Genomic DNA, 15467 nt, shown 5'->3' with positions numbered 1-15467 from the left:
TAGGAATTATGGTAAAATCATATATAGTTAATTAACTTATGAGTCTCAACAACTCGGAGGGTAATGGGTGAAACCACGTTACATCGCTCTTGCAATAAGCTTAGTAGCGGTTATCTGTATTTCAAGCGGCTTAGCAGCTGCAGTCAGCCAAAGTGATCTTACAACTTTAACGTCATGGTCAAAAGACCCGATGCCTGCAGGCAACAGCGTCATAGTTACCATAACAGTGCAGAGCAACACCGATGAGCAACTGCAAATCTACTACTTCGGCGTACATTTCGACTGGATGGCAGCAGATACATTTGCCGGACAAAACCTGCAAAGCAATCCAGTCACAATCCCCAGCCACGGCAGCTACCAGTTTACACCATCCATCATCAACATCCCTAATGGCACAAGTATAGGCTCCCACACCTACTTCATCGGCATCGATGGGGAAGACAGCGACGGAAACCCCTTCTCATGGAACTCTCAGGAAGCAACCATACAGGTAGTCGCCTCATCAACTACAAGTGGCGGCCCTGATAACCATCAAAACGGCGATAACTCAGCAGATTGGACCTTGGGCATCGCAGTCATCGCAGCAACCGCCATCGTCATGGTAGTAATAATCCTTATCGTACTGCGCAGAAAACGCTCCGCTCCGGCTCCAGCGCAAACCGCCGAGCCCGCAGCTACTCAGCCTGAACAGCCACAACCGCCACAAGAAGCGCCTGCATCAGATCAGGAATTCGACATCTAACCCTTTTTTTATCAGGGTAAGGCGCAAGCCTCATTTCTATTCAGAGGCTGAAAAGCCTTATAGCCCCTTTATGAGTCATATCTATAGTAGATGGGGTAGGGAATGGCGACTCGGCAAAATCACAGTGGGATTGATAGCATCGCTGGTTTTACTTTTAGTTTCACTTTACGCTTCATCGGTCCAGTGCCAAACCGCCACTGCCTTCACGCCATCGGATGAATTCTCAATCCCCAACAGCCATAGCCTAATACGGTTTGGCTTCAACGGAAACTACACCTCGGCGACGCTGAATGGGCAAACCTGGCACTTTAAGGATTTAGGCTCCAACAACTCGCAGAGAACAGGGAACCTTAAGGTTTCAGCGGAAAACTCTAACGTAACTATCCTCGCCTACCGAGCAGGCAACCAATTCATTCAGAGCGCTCGGCTCACCTACTCAGTTGAGGGCAACGGTTCGCAGACCATTAACTTCTGCCTCAACAACACGCAGCCCACCCACTTCAGCGAATGGAGCGTCATCTTGCCCGGCAGCATTTTCCTCGCCCCAGGCGATGTCTGGCGCCTCCTCCCCGACGACTCCATCGTTTTAAGCGGCATCGTGGGCAACGTAACGGTGGTTCATTATAATTTCCAAGCAGCCAACAATGCGGATCAGCCCTTCTATATGCAGCACTCCGTTGCTTTGGCCTCAGTGGGGGTAGTGGCGGCGACCGTTGTCGCTGCGGTGGCGGTCAGGTATCGGGGGAGGCGTTAGAATGGTTACGGAGAACTCGCCTCTCATTGTGCTGCCCATCTTCGCGGTGATCGTAGCTGTAGGCATAATTTTGATCCTTAAATTCTCTAAAGATAAAACCCGGAAAGTCAGCACGCTGCGCCTCTTCATCCAAACCGCGGCTCTCGTCGCCGTCTTCATGGGACTGATACTGGGGCCATTTAACGTGCCCATCTTTGAGCCCCTCGGCGTAACCCCCCGTGACCGCCTCATCGGAGCCGACTTTCTAGGCAACCAAATGCCCGATGGGCTCCCGCTGCCTATTCTTGCTTGCTACTACCCCAACGGACGCACCGTCACCTGCCCCATCTGGCAGCTGCAAGCCTACATTTTCCCCTTCTGGGATTACCCCCGAGGCTACGAGGTTTACTACTCGACGCTTGGCATCGAGAAAATCGCTGTGGTGCTGGGTTTGGTGGCGGCTGCCGCGATTGTTTTAGGGCGCTCCTTCTGCGGGTGGCTGTGCCCCTTTGGTTTGTACCAGGATATTTTGACTCGGATACGAAAAGCAACCAAGCGGAGGCACCTTAGCTTCTCGGAGAAAAACAGCGCAAAACTGGGGCAGGCACGCTACATCATAATCGCCGTATTCCTCATCCTTAGCGTAATTTTCGGCTCCTACGCCATATTCGGCACCGAACTTATCCCCGGAACCATCCCCGGAGGCCCCGAAGGAACCGAAGCAGGCATAGTCGGCAACATAAACGAGCCCTTCTGCCTGGTTTGCCCCGCGCGTCCCCTCTGCGTCCTGGTGGAATGCGGCATCGGCGCCATGAAATACAATTACGTCAGCCAAATAACCTATGGGCCACTGTGGATAAGCGGCGGCTACATAAGCTCCATAAACATAGCGGTGCTAATCGCCGTCACCATCCTTGCCTTTGCGTATCGGCGGTTCTGGTGCCGCATCTGCCCGCTGGGAGCATTAACGGCGCTGTTTAGCTCTTTCACGCCGTTTAAGCAAATCGCACTCACCAAACTGGAGAAGAAAGAGGAGAAATGCACCAAATGTGGCGTCTGCAAACGCGTCTGCCCCACGCAGGCCACCGCCATGTACGAGAAGAAGGGCGGCGACGTCACCGAATCCCGCTGCATGCTCTGCGCGCGCTGCGTGGAGATATGCCCCTATGAGGATGCGTTGCAACTCAAGTTTGCGGGCAAAACCGTGATGCGGTCGCGGAACTGGCTGGAAAACTCCAAGCCCACCCCGCTGGATTAGGCGCCTGATAAGGTTAATATCGTTTCGTCGCCAATTTCTGGGTATGTCATTTCATGTTCGGCGCAAAGACCGAGAAATAACCGACATCGAAGAGATGCAGGCGGTTCTTAAAGCCACCAAATACGTCACAGTCGCCCTCTGCATGGACGGCGAACCCTACCTTGTCGCGCTCAGCCACGGCTACGACCCCGCCCAAAACTGCCTTTACTTCCACTGTGCACCCGAAGGCAAAAAGCTAGTTTACGCCAAAGCCAACAACCGTGTCTGGGGTCAGGCAGTGCTCGACTACGGCGTCACCGACGAATGCGACTACGCCTACACCTCAGTGCATTTCAGCGGCAAACTGCACCTTATCGAGGATTTAGCGGAGAAACGGCATGCGCTGGAAGTGCTTGTGCATCAAAGCTCCAATGCACCCGAGGAGAAGCTATCCAAGGTTAAGCCTGAGAAACTCGCCAAAACCACGATGGGTAGAATCGACATTGCCTACATGTCAGGCAAAAAGCACCAGGCGCCACCTAAAAGTTAGGCTCTGCATTTTTACATCGACGATGGGTAGGTGCTGATTGGAAGATAAGCGGGGTTCTGTTGTGCTTGCACATAGACCTCCCCCCTCTATATATAGCCGAATCTGGTCCGCATTGGATGCCGAGAGGTCTCTACTGGGGCACATGGGCAGTGTCCACTTGGTAAACGTAGATGCCGTCTTGGGCATAAACCTGCGTCAGCCATCCCACGCCGTCAAAGTGAGACACACAGTCCGGATAATTATTCTTATCCAACTCATCCGTTCCCACATAGATGTAGCTAACGTTGTATTGGCTTACCACCGCCGCAAGTTGGCTTTCGGTGCCGTTGTAGGCGCCATCTATGGCTTGCTCTCGCCCATTCACTTCGCTTAGTGGCTCGCCGTGCCCATAGGGCCAGTAAACATAGGAGGAAACGCGGAGGCGCCCCGCAATCATCGACGGAGGAGACTGGATACTGTAGTAGGTGAGAAACACCGAGTTCTGCGGGGTATTTTCTTTTATCCATAATCCCGCATCATACTCACTCCACGATACACCCGTATAGTCAGTTCCCACATTGTAGATGACGACGCTGGCAGTGGTGATAATGGAGAGCAAAACCAGCGTGGCAGCGATGATTTTGCGGGGTTTAGAAACCATAAATTTAGAAAGCATACTTCCGCTTAGCACCGCAATGGGTACCCAGGCGAAGATGAAGAACTTGTACATGTCCCAGTCCCAGGGCGTCATCAACAGCACGTTTGGGATAAAGAAAAGCGCCAGAAAAGTCAATTTAAGATACCCCTGCCCGGGCTTAACAAGGGAGATTATGGCTAAGATGAAGGGGATGCCCAGGTTGAGGAAGTAGTAGATTGCGGGGTTCACGGCGTAGTCGACGGCAAACAAGGAGCTGACGCTAATGGAGAGGGACGGACCACCCGAGAAGATGAAGGGAAGCGCGAAGACGCTGGGTATTAGGAAATACAGGAAGCCCCAGTTGAGTTTACGCACGTTAAAGATCAACACGGCGGCGAAGGCCACGTAGCAGCAGAAGAATGCCACGTTGTGGAACTGGAAAACCAGCCCCGTGAGTATGCCTGCAAGGAGAAGACGGTTTTTGTCGCCGGTGTCGCGGAGCAACGCTAAAACCAACGCGAACACTGGTAGCCCCATTAGTAAGGGTCGCTGCTGAAGCAGGTTATCGTAGATGGAGGGTAAACCGAATTGTTGACTGAACTGGTAGATGTAGTTGGTTGTGGGGGCAAAAGTACCGTTGGCTAAAGCGGAGAAAAGCCCAAAGTAGCTAAAGCCCCAGCCGAAAACCGCCAAAACCGTTGCAATAACTGCTGCTTTTCTGCTGTAGGGACGCGCCAACGCGTATATGGCGCCTGCAAACACCACGATGAAGAGGGCGTTAAGCACCGGCATCAAGGTGGGCAAGTAGCCGTAGAGTTTCTCGATGAGGGCGGTGTGGAAATCCACAAAGTAATGATACGTCAGCGGCGTGCCCACGTAGTTGGGGGTCTGCGGGGGGAAGTTGCCGTTGTTTATGCTCTCGATTATGTCGAAGTGATAGGGGGTGTCCTGCCAGTTTGAGCCCGTGACCACTATGCCCCATTGGTTGCCGCGCCAGATGCTGTAGCAGAGCACCGAAAGTGAGATCAGGAAAATTACGGCGAAAAGCAGCAGGCTGGTCTTCTTGATTTTTCCCAGTTTAAGGATGCTGGGGGGTTTTATGGGCTCGCCTTTCTTGTAGACTACCAGCGCGTAGAGCGCGGCTAAGACAAAAAAGGATGCGACGATTACTCCGCTGGAGTAGCCGAAGGCTAAAGACATAAAATAGACTAAGTTAACCGAAACCAGAATACTGAATACTGGTACAAACGCCCAGACCTCATGGGTTTTAAGGCAAAAGAAGCGGTAGCCGATTAAGCCGGGAACAAGGAAGGTGAAGATAAGCGCCGACGCCACCGCAAGGTACCCGCCCACAAAGGCGCAGGCAGCCAGAACCAGAAGGATTATGGCTAGCCAGTACTTTTGCAGCAACGCATCAGTGGCTGTGTTGGCAGTTATTTCCCTGTCCCCCAAACTCTTCCAGAGATAAGTGCCATTGAGGATATTAAAATTGCTGCTGGCAGATTCAGCGGGGTTTTGTAGGGCTTATTTGAAGTTCTTTGGCGTAAATTTCAGGAAAGATTAATTAGTTAAATAGTGTGTTATGTTGCGGCGCTCAAGCCATCGTAACAGATAGCTGCCCAGGTAGTATAGTTCGGCCCAGTATATGCGGCTGTCGCCCGCAGGACCCGGGTCCAAATCCCGGCCTGGGCGCCACTTCTCTTACCTCAGCATCAATTTTTAATGGATTTTTCTATGCATGCTTTGCTGGCCTAAGCAGCCTTAGAAGCTGCGGATAAAGCCCCTTATCACTTCGTTAGCGGACCTGACCAGAGGATGCCTGATCTCGATGTCTTCCGGAAGGGAACGCAGGCGCGCGATGCGGAAGTAGATGGGGGGATGCGGGTCAAAACTTAGCCATTCCTGAAAGCGAAAAGCCGGCATACGCTCATAGAGCAGCCTCTGAAACCCAATCTTCTCTAGGGCAGCGGCTAAAACCCTTGGTGTACCAATCACCATAGCAGAAACCAGGTCTGCCCGCGCCTCAAAAAACTTGGCGACAAAATAGGTCAGCGTCAGCAGCGCCCACAGGTAGATGAATAGCAGGAAAAAAGATGAGGTGGAGAGCACCCCGAAAATCACGAAGAACCAGAACAGGTACTGCACAGCAGATAAGCCATATAGCCACAGTGGATCTCGCCCCCGCAGATGCCCAAACTCGTGGCCCAGCACTGAGAGGATTTCCTCGTCGTTTAGTTGCAGAAAAGTCCCGGTGGTTATCAAAACTAAGCCGCGGCTGGGGCTTGGCCCTGAGGCTGCAGCGTTGGGGAGAAGCGTGTTAGAAACTACCGTCTCGGGCACCCGATACCCGAATTTATCTGCGGTTCGTTTCACGATGTCATAGACGTTTACTTTGCGTGCGATGAGGTTCTCTTCTTTGCATTCGATCCCGTATTCGGAGAAGATGCCGTGTGCCTTTTGGCAGTCGAGTTCCCCTTTTTCAGCTATGGTTCGACGGTAGATTTCCTTCTTGAGGCGGTTTAAGTCTGCCTTAGACATCGTCTTTAGGGCGCTGTCCTGTCCAGCGGGGAGGGGATACTGGAGGATGTGGATGTAGGGGTTTTTTTCAGTGATGTGCCAGTCTGCGCTGCGTGCAATTATCTTGTTTGAATAGAAAACAAAGATGAACTGGATGACTAAGATAACTACGACGACGAAGGGTCCGATTACCAGAAAAAGAAAGATGCCTACCGCCATAAACACTGAGATAAGCAGAATCTGCGTCTCGAGGAATATGCGCCGCAGAGACTTGTTTTCTTTCCCCGAAATTGCCTCAGGCACAACTGATTCGCCTTCCCGCCACGCAAAAAATAAGCTGTTCTTCCGCACCTGCTCCTCAAAGAGATCCACCGCGATGCTTACGTCCTCTTTAGCTTGGGAAAACTCTGTTTCAGAAACACCTTCTGATAGGGGCTCAACTGAAACCTCCAGTGAATCGCTGCCTAAAATCTTGATCTTCAACCGTGGCTTTCCGGATTTGTCTAAAACCGAGTAGCCTAAAGAAAAGTTGCCCCTTGAAATGCCAGCGAAGCGGTCTTTCTGGGGGAGGAGGAAAAAGAGGTAGATGTACTCGTAGAGTTTAGCTGTGAAGCCGGATGGGATCTGTGGTTTAACGGTGTATAATCGTGGCGTCGCCTCTGTTCACCTTCTAAAAGCTGCTAAATCAAGGATGCATTAACGGATATTAATAGACTCTTATAATCAAGGCTGCCTTGCCCTCAATCAGGCTTGCAAGCGGTGTTTTGCTTTAAAGATAAAAAAAATTAGGGGAAGGGAGGTTGTCCCTTACGTGTTTATGGTCGTTTCCTGAGCACAAGGATGGTGATGACAAACATCACGGCGACAAATACGAACAATCCAGCCATCGCTGGAACGAAGTACAAGTCAGCCGTAGAGGGCTCTGCAGTTGCTGGTGGCGCCATAGTTGCTGCGGGTTCAGTGACAGTGAAAACAGTTTCCTGGTATGATGGCCAGTAGCCGTTGGTTCCTGCGAATGCCGCAATCACCTGGTAGGTGCCGGGTATGTCTGGGGTCCAGACAAGGTTATAGTTGCCCTTAGAGTCAGTGGTTGCTGTGCCGATGTCACGGTAGTTGCCGTTAGCATCCACCACGCTGATACCGACCTTAACGCCCTCAAAGTTGCTGGGTAATGGCTGCTGCTGATAGATGTAGCTCATCCATTCAGACATAGATGCATCAGAGGAAACAGGTACGCCATCTGGGAATCTTGCTGCCTGCTCGGTCATCGTTGTGCCTGCTGAGAGGTCAGTGACTGAGCCTTCGATAACAACGTCGCCGCCAAGAGCTGAGGATTTCGGACCAGCCATAACGGTTGTATAGCTTGGGCCTCTACCCAAAGTATAGATTTGGGCGTCGTAGCTGTTAAAGAAGTTCGTGTAGCCGTCTGCGATGGCAAAGCTTTCTCCGTTGAATTCGCCGGTTGCTGCTGGCAAAGTAAAGATTTCGGTTCCATCAGTTGCGTTAACTGCACGTACTAAAGCGCCCTTATAGATAGGTGTCTGGAAGGTATGCTCAGATGTCACCAGGTAAACCACACCGTTGCCGATTGCATTGATGAAAGTCGGGTAAGGTCCGGGAACCTGGAAGCCGCTGTTAGTGGTGTTGCCTGCTGTATTGCCGTTGCCGTAGGTCCAAAGAACCTCGCCGGTAGCCATGTCATAACAGTAGAGAATACCAGAATAAGCACTGCTGTAGCATCTGCCATAAGCAACAACGTTAGAGATTGAGCCTGGACCGTTGCTACCATAGAAGTCAAGTGCAGCTTGTGGTTCAGCTAATTTGATGGTTGCGCCTGTGCGTAGGTTATAGAACTTGAATTGCTGTGTTTGTCTGTAGGATTCACAGAAGTATCCGGATGCGTCAAGGCCTGCGAAGGAAATTGAGGTAATGTTTCCTGCTGGGTTGTTGATGTTTTGTCTCCAGAGAACCGAGCCGACTGTGCCTTTAGAAGCGTTGAGGTTAACTGCGAAGTAGGTGTAGAAGGTTGAGGTTCCGCCTAAGGATGGGTATGAGCCGTTTCTGCAAAGCAGAATATCACCATAGATGGCGCCGGAGATAGCGGGTGCATTTGTGCCGGTGGCAGGCATCGAGTTACGCCATGAAATCGATACGTTCTGGGTTGATGAATCAAGCCAGTCGTACATCGAGCCTCGGCTTGCATTGATGAATGTTCCTGCGGAGGTTGTCTGAGTGTTCTGCAGGGTAAGTGCGCCCATGACTGCTTGGCTCCAGAATCTGCTAGAGTTCCATTGGCACAGATACCAGTTCGGGTTAGTGTCGTTGCCGTAGTTGTAGAAGATGTATTTCAGCATTTCACCGTTAGGTCCGATAACGTTTGTTCCAGAGGGTACAGAGGACACGTTAAATGCCCAGGCACCTGTGGTTGCATCGTAGACCTGTGCAAAGTTTGCTGTGCAAAGGAATGCTGGCCGAGTACCGTGGTAGTCAGGTGTATCCATGTCCTGTACATAAGCAAAGGCAAAGGTTCCTGCGAAATCAGTTGCGGGGCGTCTCCAGATTTCTTCACCTGTCACTAGGTCAACGCAGAGAAAGTCTCCAGCGGTACCTACAAGTGATAATGGCTCTCTGTAGTAGATCTTTCCGTTGACGATGATTGGGTTGACGTATCGTTGAGAGTAAGCTGTTCCTTCAAACCATGTGTCTCCGGGTACTTCGGAAAGTAAACCGCCGACGACACCGCCAGTTTGACCATCTGGTTTAGTCCACATGATGTGTGCTGTCTGTGAGCCGATAGCATCTGGTGCGAATTGCCGCTGGTTTGGACCGTTAGAGGCGCCGTATCCAGGCATGCCGCTGCCAAGCCAGTTCGAGCTAATTGACCACCACATGCTGTTCTGGCCGAAGATTGGTCGAGTCCAGAACTCGGTCGGAAGGGGAGACATAGGCAGGTATGAGATTTCGTCTTCTTGAACAATCAGGGTTGTTGTTGCGTTGCTGGGAAGGTAGTAGTCGCCGATGTAGACATCGTTTGGTGAGGGTATGTTTTCAGTTACTTTCTGTCCGGGGAAGATGAATTGCAGTGTGTAGTTGCCTACTTGGGTGGGGGTGAAGGTGGCGATTTGGTTGGATGTTGTGTCTGCGATGTAGTCGTAGGTCTGGGTGGTTTCGGTTCCGTCTGGGGCGGTGATGATGAGTTTGTAGTTGCGGAATCGGAAGTCGTTTACCATGTTTGTTCCGGGATAGGTTGGGGTAACAAACAGGTACACTGATTCTTGCTGATTAACACCGATTGGATTAATGGTTGCGTAGATGTGCGCAAAGCTTGGGATTTCCCATGCGGGTGTGTGCGCTGATGTGTTTTGTGTTACAACTGTTGAAGCTCCTATCGATACTATTAGCAAAACTGCAATAGATATAGATAGTGCACTGTATTTTTTGTTTTGCATTCTTTTTTCTCCTAAGTTGTAAGCATCCAGTAATATAGATTCAGTTTATAAGATTATGGGAAAAGCAAGCCAAGGCTCCCACTCGTTCATCACCAGCAAACCCCAAAAAACCGTTCAAAAAAGACAACCGCAGACTAAAAAAAGAAAAAAGGAACAAACCAAAAGAAAACAAACCAGCCACACCCCCCAAATAACACATAATAAGCCATCAAATCGCCAGTACCCACATCGCCCCCACACTATGGAGGCAATCTTGATGGTTTACGCCGCATCCAGCATCCGTTATTCTTATAAAGGCACATTATATCTTACTGTTGGCACATACAATCTTGGGGGCCGGTAGCTCAGCACGGCTGGAGCGTTCGACTGATAATCGAAAGGTCGGCAGTTCAAATCCGCCTCGGCCCACCACTTCATTTCTCCCCCTTACGCTTCTTGCGGAGCGGCTTGATTTTGGCGTTTTCAACCCTTCCTTTGGGAGGCGCATCTGGCTGTTGGGGCTGTTGACGTTTACCGGATACTTCAGCTTCGATCTGCGGCTCCTTTGACGGCGCCTCGATTTTAACCACCTCTTCCTTCACCACTTCATCTATTTTTTCGCCGACTCTCTGCAAGGGCTCAATGATTTTCAGCACCGCCTCAGGAAGATGCTGCCTTGAATGCGTCCCCACAGTTGTAGCGTAGACCTTGGAGACCTCCGCGCCGTAGAGCACAATCTCGTTTAGAACAAAAACCCACAAAAGAATAATCAGCAGTGCCCCTGCTGCCCCCGCAACCGTTGTGACGACGAATGTTTGGATGTAGGCGCCGAAAATATAGTTGGTGACGGTGAAGGCGACGCCTGTCACGGTTGCGGCTAACGCTACATCTCGCCAGTGGACTTTGGCTTCGGGAATCATCCGGTAGATAATCGCGAAAAGCAACACTGCCACAGCAAAAGACAGCAGCACCTGCGCCGTTTCCAGAACTATGTAGGTTAAAACTTCGTTGACAGAAAACAGAATTATGGTGTTTAATATTCCCCCGACAAGCGCCGTCCAAGCAATCACGATGAGTCCAAGCGAGGAAACCAACGCGAAGGGCACAATTTTCTGGCGTATCCGCATCCAAAACGGCAGCCCCTTAGGCAAATGAACCTCCCAGATGCAATCCATCGTGTCGCGCAGAACCGCAAACGCGCCGATGGCGCCGCCGATGGAGAAGGCAATCACCACAAACGCAGTCCAAACCGAAGTGAACGGTGAGCCAGTGTTTAGGATTAATTGATTAAACAACTCTGCCACTGCGGGGCCCACTACCGCCTGTATCTGCTGAATCAGAATATGGGCAGCTTGGGCTTCGCCGAGGAACAGGGAAAAGATTGCGGTGACCAGTAGCAGCAGCGTGGGGAGGGGCAGTATGATAAAATAGGTTAGGGCTGCCGCTCTTAGAGTTGCGTTATCATCTAGCCAATCGATGAAGGCTGTCTTAAAAATCCGGTATAGTTCCTGCTTATTCATGGAGCTACCCATTTTGAATGGGGAACGCGGGGACTTTAAGGTTTGTCTCCTTGACCGCTGCATCCGCTTTTTGTGAGCTTAAAGGGGCTAGGTGCGAGGGCGGCTGCAATAGTTTTTTAAGCTGACCGATAGAATACAAGTTAGTGGTGTTCTGTTTGAGTAAAGAGGATGAAATGTTAGCTGAATTAAGAAAAATCCGTGAAGCAGTAGAGAAAGCGCCGCCCGCTGCGCCGCCAAAGGGACTATGGAATGAATTCAAAGATTTCCTCACTAAGTACAGGATTTTAGGCTTAGCTGTCGCGTTCGTTTTAGGCTTGTATCTGGGCACGCTTGTTCAGGCGCTGGTCAGCAGCTTCATCATGCCACTGATTGGCTTAGCGATCCCGAACGTGGAAAACCTCTCGACGTTAACGGTGTCTTTAGGCAATCAGGACTTCACAGTGGGCGTGTTTCTCGTAGCGTTGATTACGTTCCTGATCGTGGCGTTCGTTGTGTTCTTAGTGGTTAAAGTCGCTAAGAAATGGAAAATCGAGTAAGACCTAAAACAGGTCTACAACCACCTTTATTTTTTCCACACCACCTCAAGAGTGCTTAGGCGTTGCTAAAAAGTAAGCATAGGCATTGTTGGGCATAGTTTATAGTGGCGCCTTATTGGGCTGTTGAAAGTTCTGTGTTTGCGGGTATTCTGTTCGGCGGGGGGTTGGTGTAGGGGGCGGCGTGGGTTGTTGGGGTGGGGGGCGGGTTTTGTAGGTTTTTAGGCCTTGGAGGATTAGGTGTTCGATGAAGGTGCTTCGTTTTTCTCTGCCGCGGATATTTTCGAGTTCTCGGAAGAGTTTTTGGTCCATGGTGATGCTTACGTTATGCTTCATCTTGTAGACACCTTATACCTTGTATACTTAGTATACAGAAAAGCTTTATTAGCTTTGCTATACCACATACAAATGGCAATTTCCATGAAAACCCTCCGCATCTCAGACGACGCCCACCAAAAACTAACCGCCATGCTAGGCGAAATCACCGCCCAAACCATGAAAATGCAAACCTACACCGACGCAATCGAAAACCTCCTCTCCACCAGCATCAGCCTACCACCCGAGCTCCTAAACGAAACCCAAAACTTCGTCGAAGCCAACCGCAAACTCGGCTACACCAGCCGCGAAGAATTCATCCGCGACTCCATACGCAAACAGCTCCGGGACCAAAAAGAAGAATACGTCTGCGTCGAGGTGCCTAAAGATGAGTATGAGAGGATGCAGCAGGCGCTTTCCGATTTAGACACGGAGTTTTTGAGTGTAGATGACTTCATTAATCAGCAGGTTCATGCGTTGCTGGCTAAGCATCAGGAGTGGCTAAAAGAGAAAGAGACATACGAGCAAAAAAATCGGCGTTGAGTGGCTGCCTTGTAAGTTGCTTGGGTAGCTTTTCGTTTGACGCTGGGCTGCTCGCGAACGGTTTATATCAACCAATGGTTTTTCTTTATTAGGAGAACTTGTCATGAGCAGTGAACCTTTTCATGTAACGGACGCAAATTTTGAGGAAACCATCAAAAACAACAAGCTGGTACTGGTGGACTTCTGGGCAAACTGGTGTGGCCCCTGCCGCGCGTTAGCGCCGACTATTGCGGAAGTAGCTAAAGAGAATAATGGAAAGATTCTGGTGGGCAAACTTGACGTGGACGAGAACCCAGCGACTGCCGAGCGCTTCCAAGTCTTCAGCATCCCCACAATGATTATCTTCAAGGACGGCCAAGAAGCCGAACGCCTAGTTGGACTATGCCCTAAAAACCGCATAACCGACACGTTAGCTAAGCATCAATAAGCGCCTTATGCGCTCTTCATTTTTTCATACATCTTCTCAAGCGTCCAGCGGATGCTGGATTTGAGCTCCTTAAGCCGTTCCTCATCGACGTTTTTGATGATTATCTCACGGATCTGGTCGCCTTCCCGAACTATGTTGAAGCTAAACATCCTATCGGTCGTGAGCTGCCCCAGCCGCACAAGCTCCTTATCCTTCTCCTGCATCTTAGAGAACACCTTCTCAACCAAAAAGTTGCTAAACGGCGGCGTGTTCACGTCGAATTTTTTGCTTTCATCAGGCATAACATGGATGATTTGCTTATCGAAATACATGATTGCCAGCGGCTCCTCATTCATGGCTTTGAGGGGAATTACGGTTTCTTGGGGGGCAGCGGGCGCTGGTTGGGGCGGCGGGGTAGGCTGCGCTGCGGGTTTGGCGGGTTCGGGGGCGGGTTTGGGTAAAACAACCTCTTTAGGCATCGACTCAGGCACCACAGGGACCTCTTTTATGTCGCCGCGTCTAAAGCCCCTCTCAAGCAATATGCCGTTAACTGCGTCAAGCGTCGCCTGGATTTCCTGTGTTTCCGCAGTGAGCTTTTCGAGTTGATCTTCAAGGCGCTTCTTAAAGGCAATCATCGCCTTCATCTTCTCTGGGTCCTGAGCCATCTGTTCCACCGTAGCCAACTATTTAGCGGCAGATACTTATCAGCTTTGGCTTTTTGTCGGTGTGTTCCAGCGTTGGAACGCTTTGTTCCCGGAGTAGAACTAAAAGCTGCCCCGCCATAGAGGCACCTGTGAGAAGTATGATGAAACAGAAGCACAGAATAATCATGGCTGTCGTTGCAGCTGGTCTGATTGTTGCCGCGTCAGCCACAGGTATTCATTTCCTGCTGCGATCGGCCTCAGAACCCCTCATCTTCAGCTTAGCCCTAAGCCCAGACAATGACGCTGTCACGCTAGGAGGCAATACAACCGTTACCCTAGAAGCTGCCTACCTCAACGGCACCATCCACCCCATCACGTTATCTGCATATGGCGGCCCCAACGGCACAACCTACACCTTCACGCCGCAGACAGTAGAGCCATCCAAAACCAAAGCCGCCAGCAGCAACCTAACCATCAACGTGCCAGCAGCCGCCATAAATGGAACATACACAATAAACGTCACCGCCGCCACGGCAGACGGCAAAGCAAACATCAAAACCTACAGCTTAGTTGTGCTTGGCGACGAAATCTACGTCAAAGGAAAGGTCACAGCGGACCAGTGGATCGGCGTGTACCCAACCAAAATAGCATTCGTAAACGTTAACACACACCAAGTCTATACGGCGCCAGTGGAGGCTGCCAGCGGCTCAAAGAGTGGCACCTACAACATCACCGTTCCCAACCACGAGATCTACCAGATAATATGCTCCTGCAACTATACGCCTGCGTCAGGTCACAGTTCATATCGCGCCTTCGAACCAATGTGGCTCACCGTTGACTGCGCCCCCGGAGTAACCACTTTAACCAAAGACTTCACCGACAAAGACGCAGGCTTCATATGAGATGATTAAATTGGCGTCGAAGCGAGCTAAACTAACCCTCACAGTTATTCTTTTTCTTTTTGCGTTTGCGGTGGCAGCGCTATGGGTGTTTTATCAAGTGCCCAAATCCGCGCCGGATGCCCACAGGTTTAACCTAAAAGTTTACCCGAGCAACGCCACAATCATGCAGGCCCAGAACACGACAATCAAAGTGGACGTCACCTACCTCGACGGCACCTCGGAGCCAGTGACGCTCCAAGCAAGCGGCGGCCCAAACGGCACCCTCTACCTGTTCAGCAGCCAAACAGGAACCCCCAACGCCACCGAGCCCTTCAGCAGCAACCTAACAATCCTGCTCCCCGCCTATGCAGCCTCCGATGCATATGCAATCAACGTTTCAGCGGCTTCAGGCTCCAAAACCGTTCAGGCCACATTCACCCTAAATGTGGTAAGCAGCCAAATCCAGGTGTCGGGCACAGTTAGTGGAACCCCAATAGCCCTCGCGGGCTACGCAAAAGAAGACATTATCCCAACTGAGATAGTCTTCGAAAACACCCAAACCAACCAAACCTACCACTCAAAGGTCCAACGAGCAACAGATACACCTCAAAGACCCGGAACAGTTGGAAACTACACCATATCGCTGCCTAACCAGCAAAGCTACCGCGTAACCATCTATTACTTTAGCTTCCCCCATTTCATCCCCGTTGCACGCACAGCCTATGTAGGTGACCAAAGGGGGCACTTTGCAGTGGACTGCGGCGCAGGCATAGAGGCTGTTGTTGCGGACTTCAAGGGCTAA

Annotated in this window: 15 protein-coding genes and 2 tRNA genes; 11 read left to right on the top strand and 6 right to left on the bottom strand. The window is 50.9% G+C overall.

All coding sequences use genetic code 11. The annotated features are described in order from the left end of the window. Nucleotides 1–67: 67 nt before the first annotated feature. From NWE93_12360 to NWE93_12345, 4 genes are all read left to right on the top strand, one after another. Nucleotides 68–742, top strand: a complete 675-nt coding sequence (locus NWE93_12360; GenBank protein ID MCW4001021.1) for a hypothetical protein — start codon at nucleotides 68–70, stop codon at nucleotides 740–742. Between the two features lie 70 nt (nucleotides 743–812). Next, entirely contained in the window at nucleotides 813–1496 is a 684-nt protein-coding gene (locus NWE93_12355) for a hypothetical protein (protein MCW4001020.1), read from the top strand. 1 nt (nucleotide 1497) lies between these two features. After that, the gene (locus NWE93_12350) at nucleotides 1498–2733 is read left to right on the top strand and encodes a 4Fe-4S binding protein (GenBank protein ID MCW4001019.1); all 1236 of its coding nucleotides are present in this window, start codon (nucleotides 1498–1500) and stop codon (nucleotides 2731–2733) included. A gap of 43 nt (nucleotides 2734–2776) precedes the next feature. Beyond that, a complete protein-coding gene (locus tag NWE93_12345) occupies nucleotides 2777–3262 on the top strand; it encodes a pyridoxamine 5'-phosphate oxidase family protein (protein ID MCW4001018.1) in 486 nt (161 codons plus the stop codon). Nucleotides 3263–3392: 130 nt separating this feature from the next. Here the strand turns inward: NWE93_12345 and NWE93_12340 are convergent, their stop codons facing one another. Then, the gene (locus tag NWE93_12340) at nucleotides 3393–5330 is read right to left on the bottom strand and encodes a hypothetical protein (GenBank protein ID MCW4001017.1); all 1938 of its coding nucleotides are present in this window, start codon (nucleotides 5328–5330) and stop codon (nucleotides 3393–3395) included. 165 nt (nucleotides 5331–5495) lie between these two features. Here NWE93_12340 and NWE93_12335 point away from each other — a divergent pair. Beyond that, nucleotides 5496–5573: transfer RNA gene (locus NWE93_12335), tRNA-Asp, on the top strand. Between the two features lie 66 nt (nucleotides 5574–5639). Here the strand turns inward: NWE93_12335 and NWE93_12330 are convergent. Together NWE93_12330 and NWE93_12325 are read right to left on the bottom strand one after the other, a co-directional pair. Further along, nucleotides 5640–6878 carry a M48 family metalloprotease gene (locus NWE93_12330; protein MCW4001016.1) on the bottom strand — a complete coding sequence of 413 codons (1239 nt, stop codon included), beginning with the start codon at nucleotides 6876–6878 and terminating at the stop codon, nucleotides 5640–5642. A 332-nt stretch (nucleotides 6879–7210) separates the two neighbouring features. Then, nucleotides 7211–9844: a PQQ-binding-like beta-propeller repeat protein gene (locus NWE93_12325; GenBank protein ID MCW4001015.1), complete on the bottom strand. Its 2634-nt coding sequence runs from the start codon at nucleotides 9842–9844 to the stop codon at nucleotides 7211–7213. Between the two features lie 333 nt (nucleotides 9845–10177). Here NWE93_12325 and NWE93_12320 point away from each other — a divergent pair. Continuing rightward, nucleotides 10178–10255, top strand: a tRNA-Ile gene (locus NWE93_12320). Between the two features lie 2 nt (nucleotides 10256–10257). Here NWE93_12320 and NWE93_12315 read toward each other — a convergent pair. Then, entirely contained in the window at nucleotides 10258–11343 is a 1086-nt protein-coding gene (locus NWE93_12315; protein MCW4001014.1) for a YihY/virulence factor BrkB family protein, read from the bottom strand. A 155-nt stretch (nucleotides 11344–11498) separates the two neighbouring features. Here NWE93_12315 and NWE93_12310 point away from each other — a divergent pair, with 155 nt between their 5' ends. Next, entirely contained in the window at nucleotides 11499–11879 is a 381-nt protein-coding gene (locus NWE93_12310; GenBank protein MCW4001013.1) for an MscL family protein, read from the top strand. 99 nt (nucleotides 11880–11978) lie between these two features. Here NWE93_12310 and NWE93_12305 read toward each other — a convergent pair whose 3' ends face one another. Further along, nucleotides 11979–12212: a hypothetical protein gene (locus NWE93_12305; GenBank protein ID MCW4001012.1), complete on the bottom strand. Its 234-nt coding sequence runs from the start codon at nucleotides 12210–12212 to the stop codon at nucleotides 11979–11981. An 84-nt stretch (nucleotides 12213–12296) separates the two neighbouring features. Here NWE93_12305 and NWE93_12300 point away from each other — a divergent pair, with 84 nt between their 5' ends. Next, nucleotides 12297–12734, top strand: a complete 438-nt coding sequence (locus NWE93_12300) for a ribbon-helix-helix domain-containing protein (protein MCW4001011.1) — start codon at nucleotides 12297–12299, stop codon at nucleotides 12732–12734. A 103-nt stretch (nucleotides 12735–12837) separates the two neighbouring features. After that, nucleotides 12838–13161 (top strand): thioredoxin, encoded by a 324-nt coding sequence (trxA, locus tag NWE93_12295; GenBank protein MCW4001010.1) that lies wholly within the window; start codon nucleotides 12838–12840, stop codon nucleotides 13159–13161. 5 nt (nucleotides 13162–13166) lie between these two features. On the opposite strand, the gene NWE93_12290 is transcribed toward trxA, so the two are convergent. After that, the gene (locus NWE93_12290) at nucleotides 13167–13805 is read right to left on the bottom strand and encodes a hypothetical protein (GenBank protein MCW4001009.1); all 639 of its coding nucleotides are present in this window, start codon (nucleotides 13803–13805) and stop codon (nucleotides 13167–13169) included. Nucleotides 13806–13942: 137 nt separating this feature from the next. On the opposite strand from NWE93_12290, the gene NWE93_12285 reads away from it, so the two are divergent. Both NWE93_12285 and NWE93_12280 read left to right on the top strand, forming a co-directional pair. Next, nucleotides 13943–14686 (top strand): hypothetical protein, encoded by a 744-nt coding sequence (locus tag NWE93_12285; GenBank protein ID MCW4001008.1) that lies wholly within the window; start codon nucleotides 13943–13945, stop codon nucleotides 14684–14686. A gap of 10 nt (nucleotides 14687–14696) precedes the next feature. Beyond that, entirely contained in the window at nucleotides 14697–15467 is a 771-nt protein-coding gene (locus tag NWE93_12280) for a hypothetical protein (protein ID MCW4001007.1), read from the top strand.

This window comes from Candidatus Bathyarchaeota archaeon (genome assembly GCA_026014735.1).
Lineage (GTDB): Archaea > Thermoproteota > Bathyarchaeia > Bathyarchaeales > Bathycorpusculaceae > Bathycorpusculum.
The sequence above is the reverse complement of the archived record's forward strand: the minus strand, read 5'-3'. Positions and strand labels throughout refer to the sequence as shown.

Excerpts from the sequence above, each read along its gene's own strand:
- trxA (MCW4001010.1), top strand. The coding sequence starts at position 12,838 with ATGAGCAGTGAACCTTTTCATGTAACGGACGCAAATTTTGAGGAAACC.
- NWE93_12345 (MCW4001018.1), top strand. The coding sequence starts at position 2,777 with ATGTCATTTCATGTTCGGCGCAAAGACCGAGAAATAACCGACATCGAA.
- NWE93_12300 (MCW4001011.1), top strand. The coding sequence starts at position 12,297 with ATGAAAACCCTCCGCATCTCAGACGACGCCCACCAAAAACTAACCGCC.
- NWE93_12290 (MCW4001009.1), bottom strand. The coding sequence starts at position 13,805 with ATGGCTCAGGACCCAGAGAAGATGAAGGCGATGATTGCCTTTAAGAAG.
- NWE93_12305 (MCW4001012.1), bottom strand. The coding sequence starts at position 12,212 with ATGAAGCATAACGTAAGCATCACCATGGACCAAAAACTCTTCCGAGAA.
- NWE93_12285 (MCW4001008.1), top strand. The coding sequence starts at position 13,943 with ATGATGAAACAGAAGCACAGAATAATCATGGCTGTCGTTGCAGCTGGT.
- NWE93_12350 (MCW4001019.1), top strand. The coding sequence starts at position 1,498 with ATGGTTACGGAGAACTCGCCTCTCATTGTGCTGCCCATCTTCGCGGTG.
- NWE93_12355 (MCW4001020.1), top strand. The coding sequence starts at position 813 with ATGAGTCATATCTATAGTAGATGGGGTAGGGAATGGCGACTCGGCAAA.
- NWE93_12315 (MCW4001014.1), bottom strand. The coding sequence starts at position 11,343 with ATGAATAAGCAGGAACTATACCGGATTTTTAAGACAGCCTTCATCGAT.
- NWE93_12325 (MCW4001015.1), bottom strand. The coding sequence starts at position 9,844 with ATGCAAAACAAAAAATACAGTGCACTATCTATATCTATTGCAGTTTTG.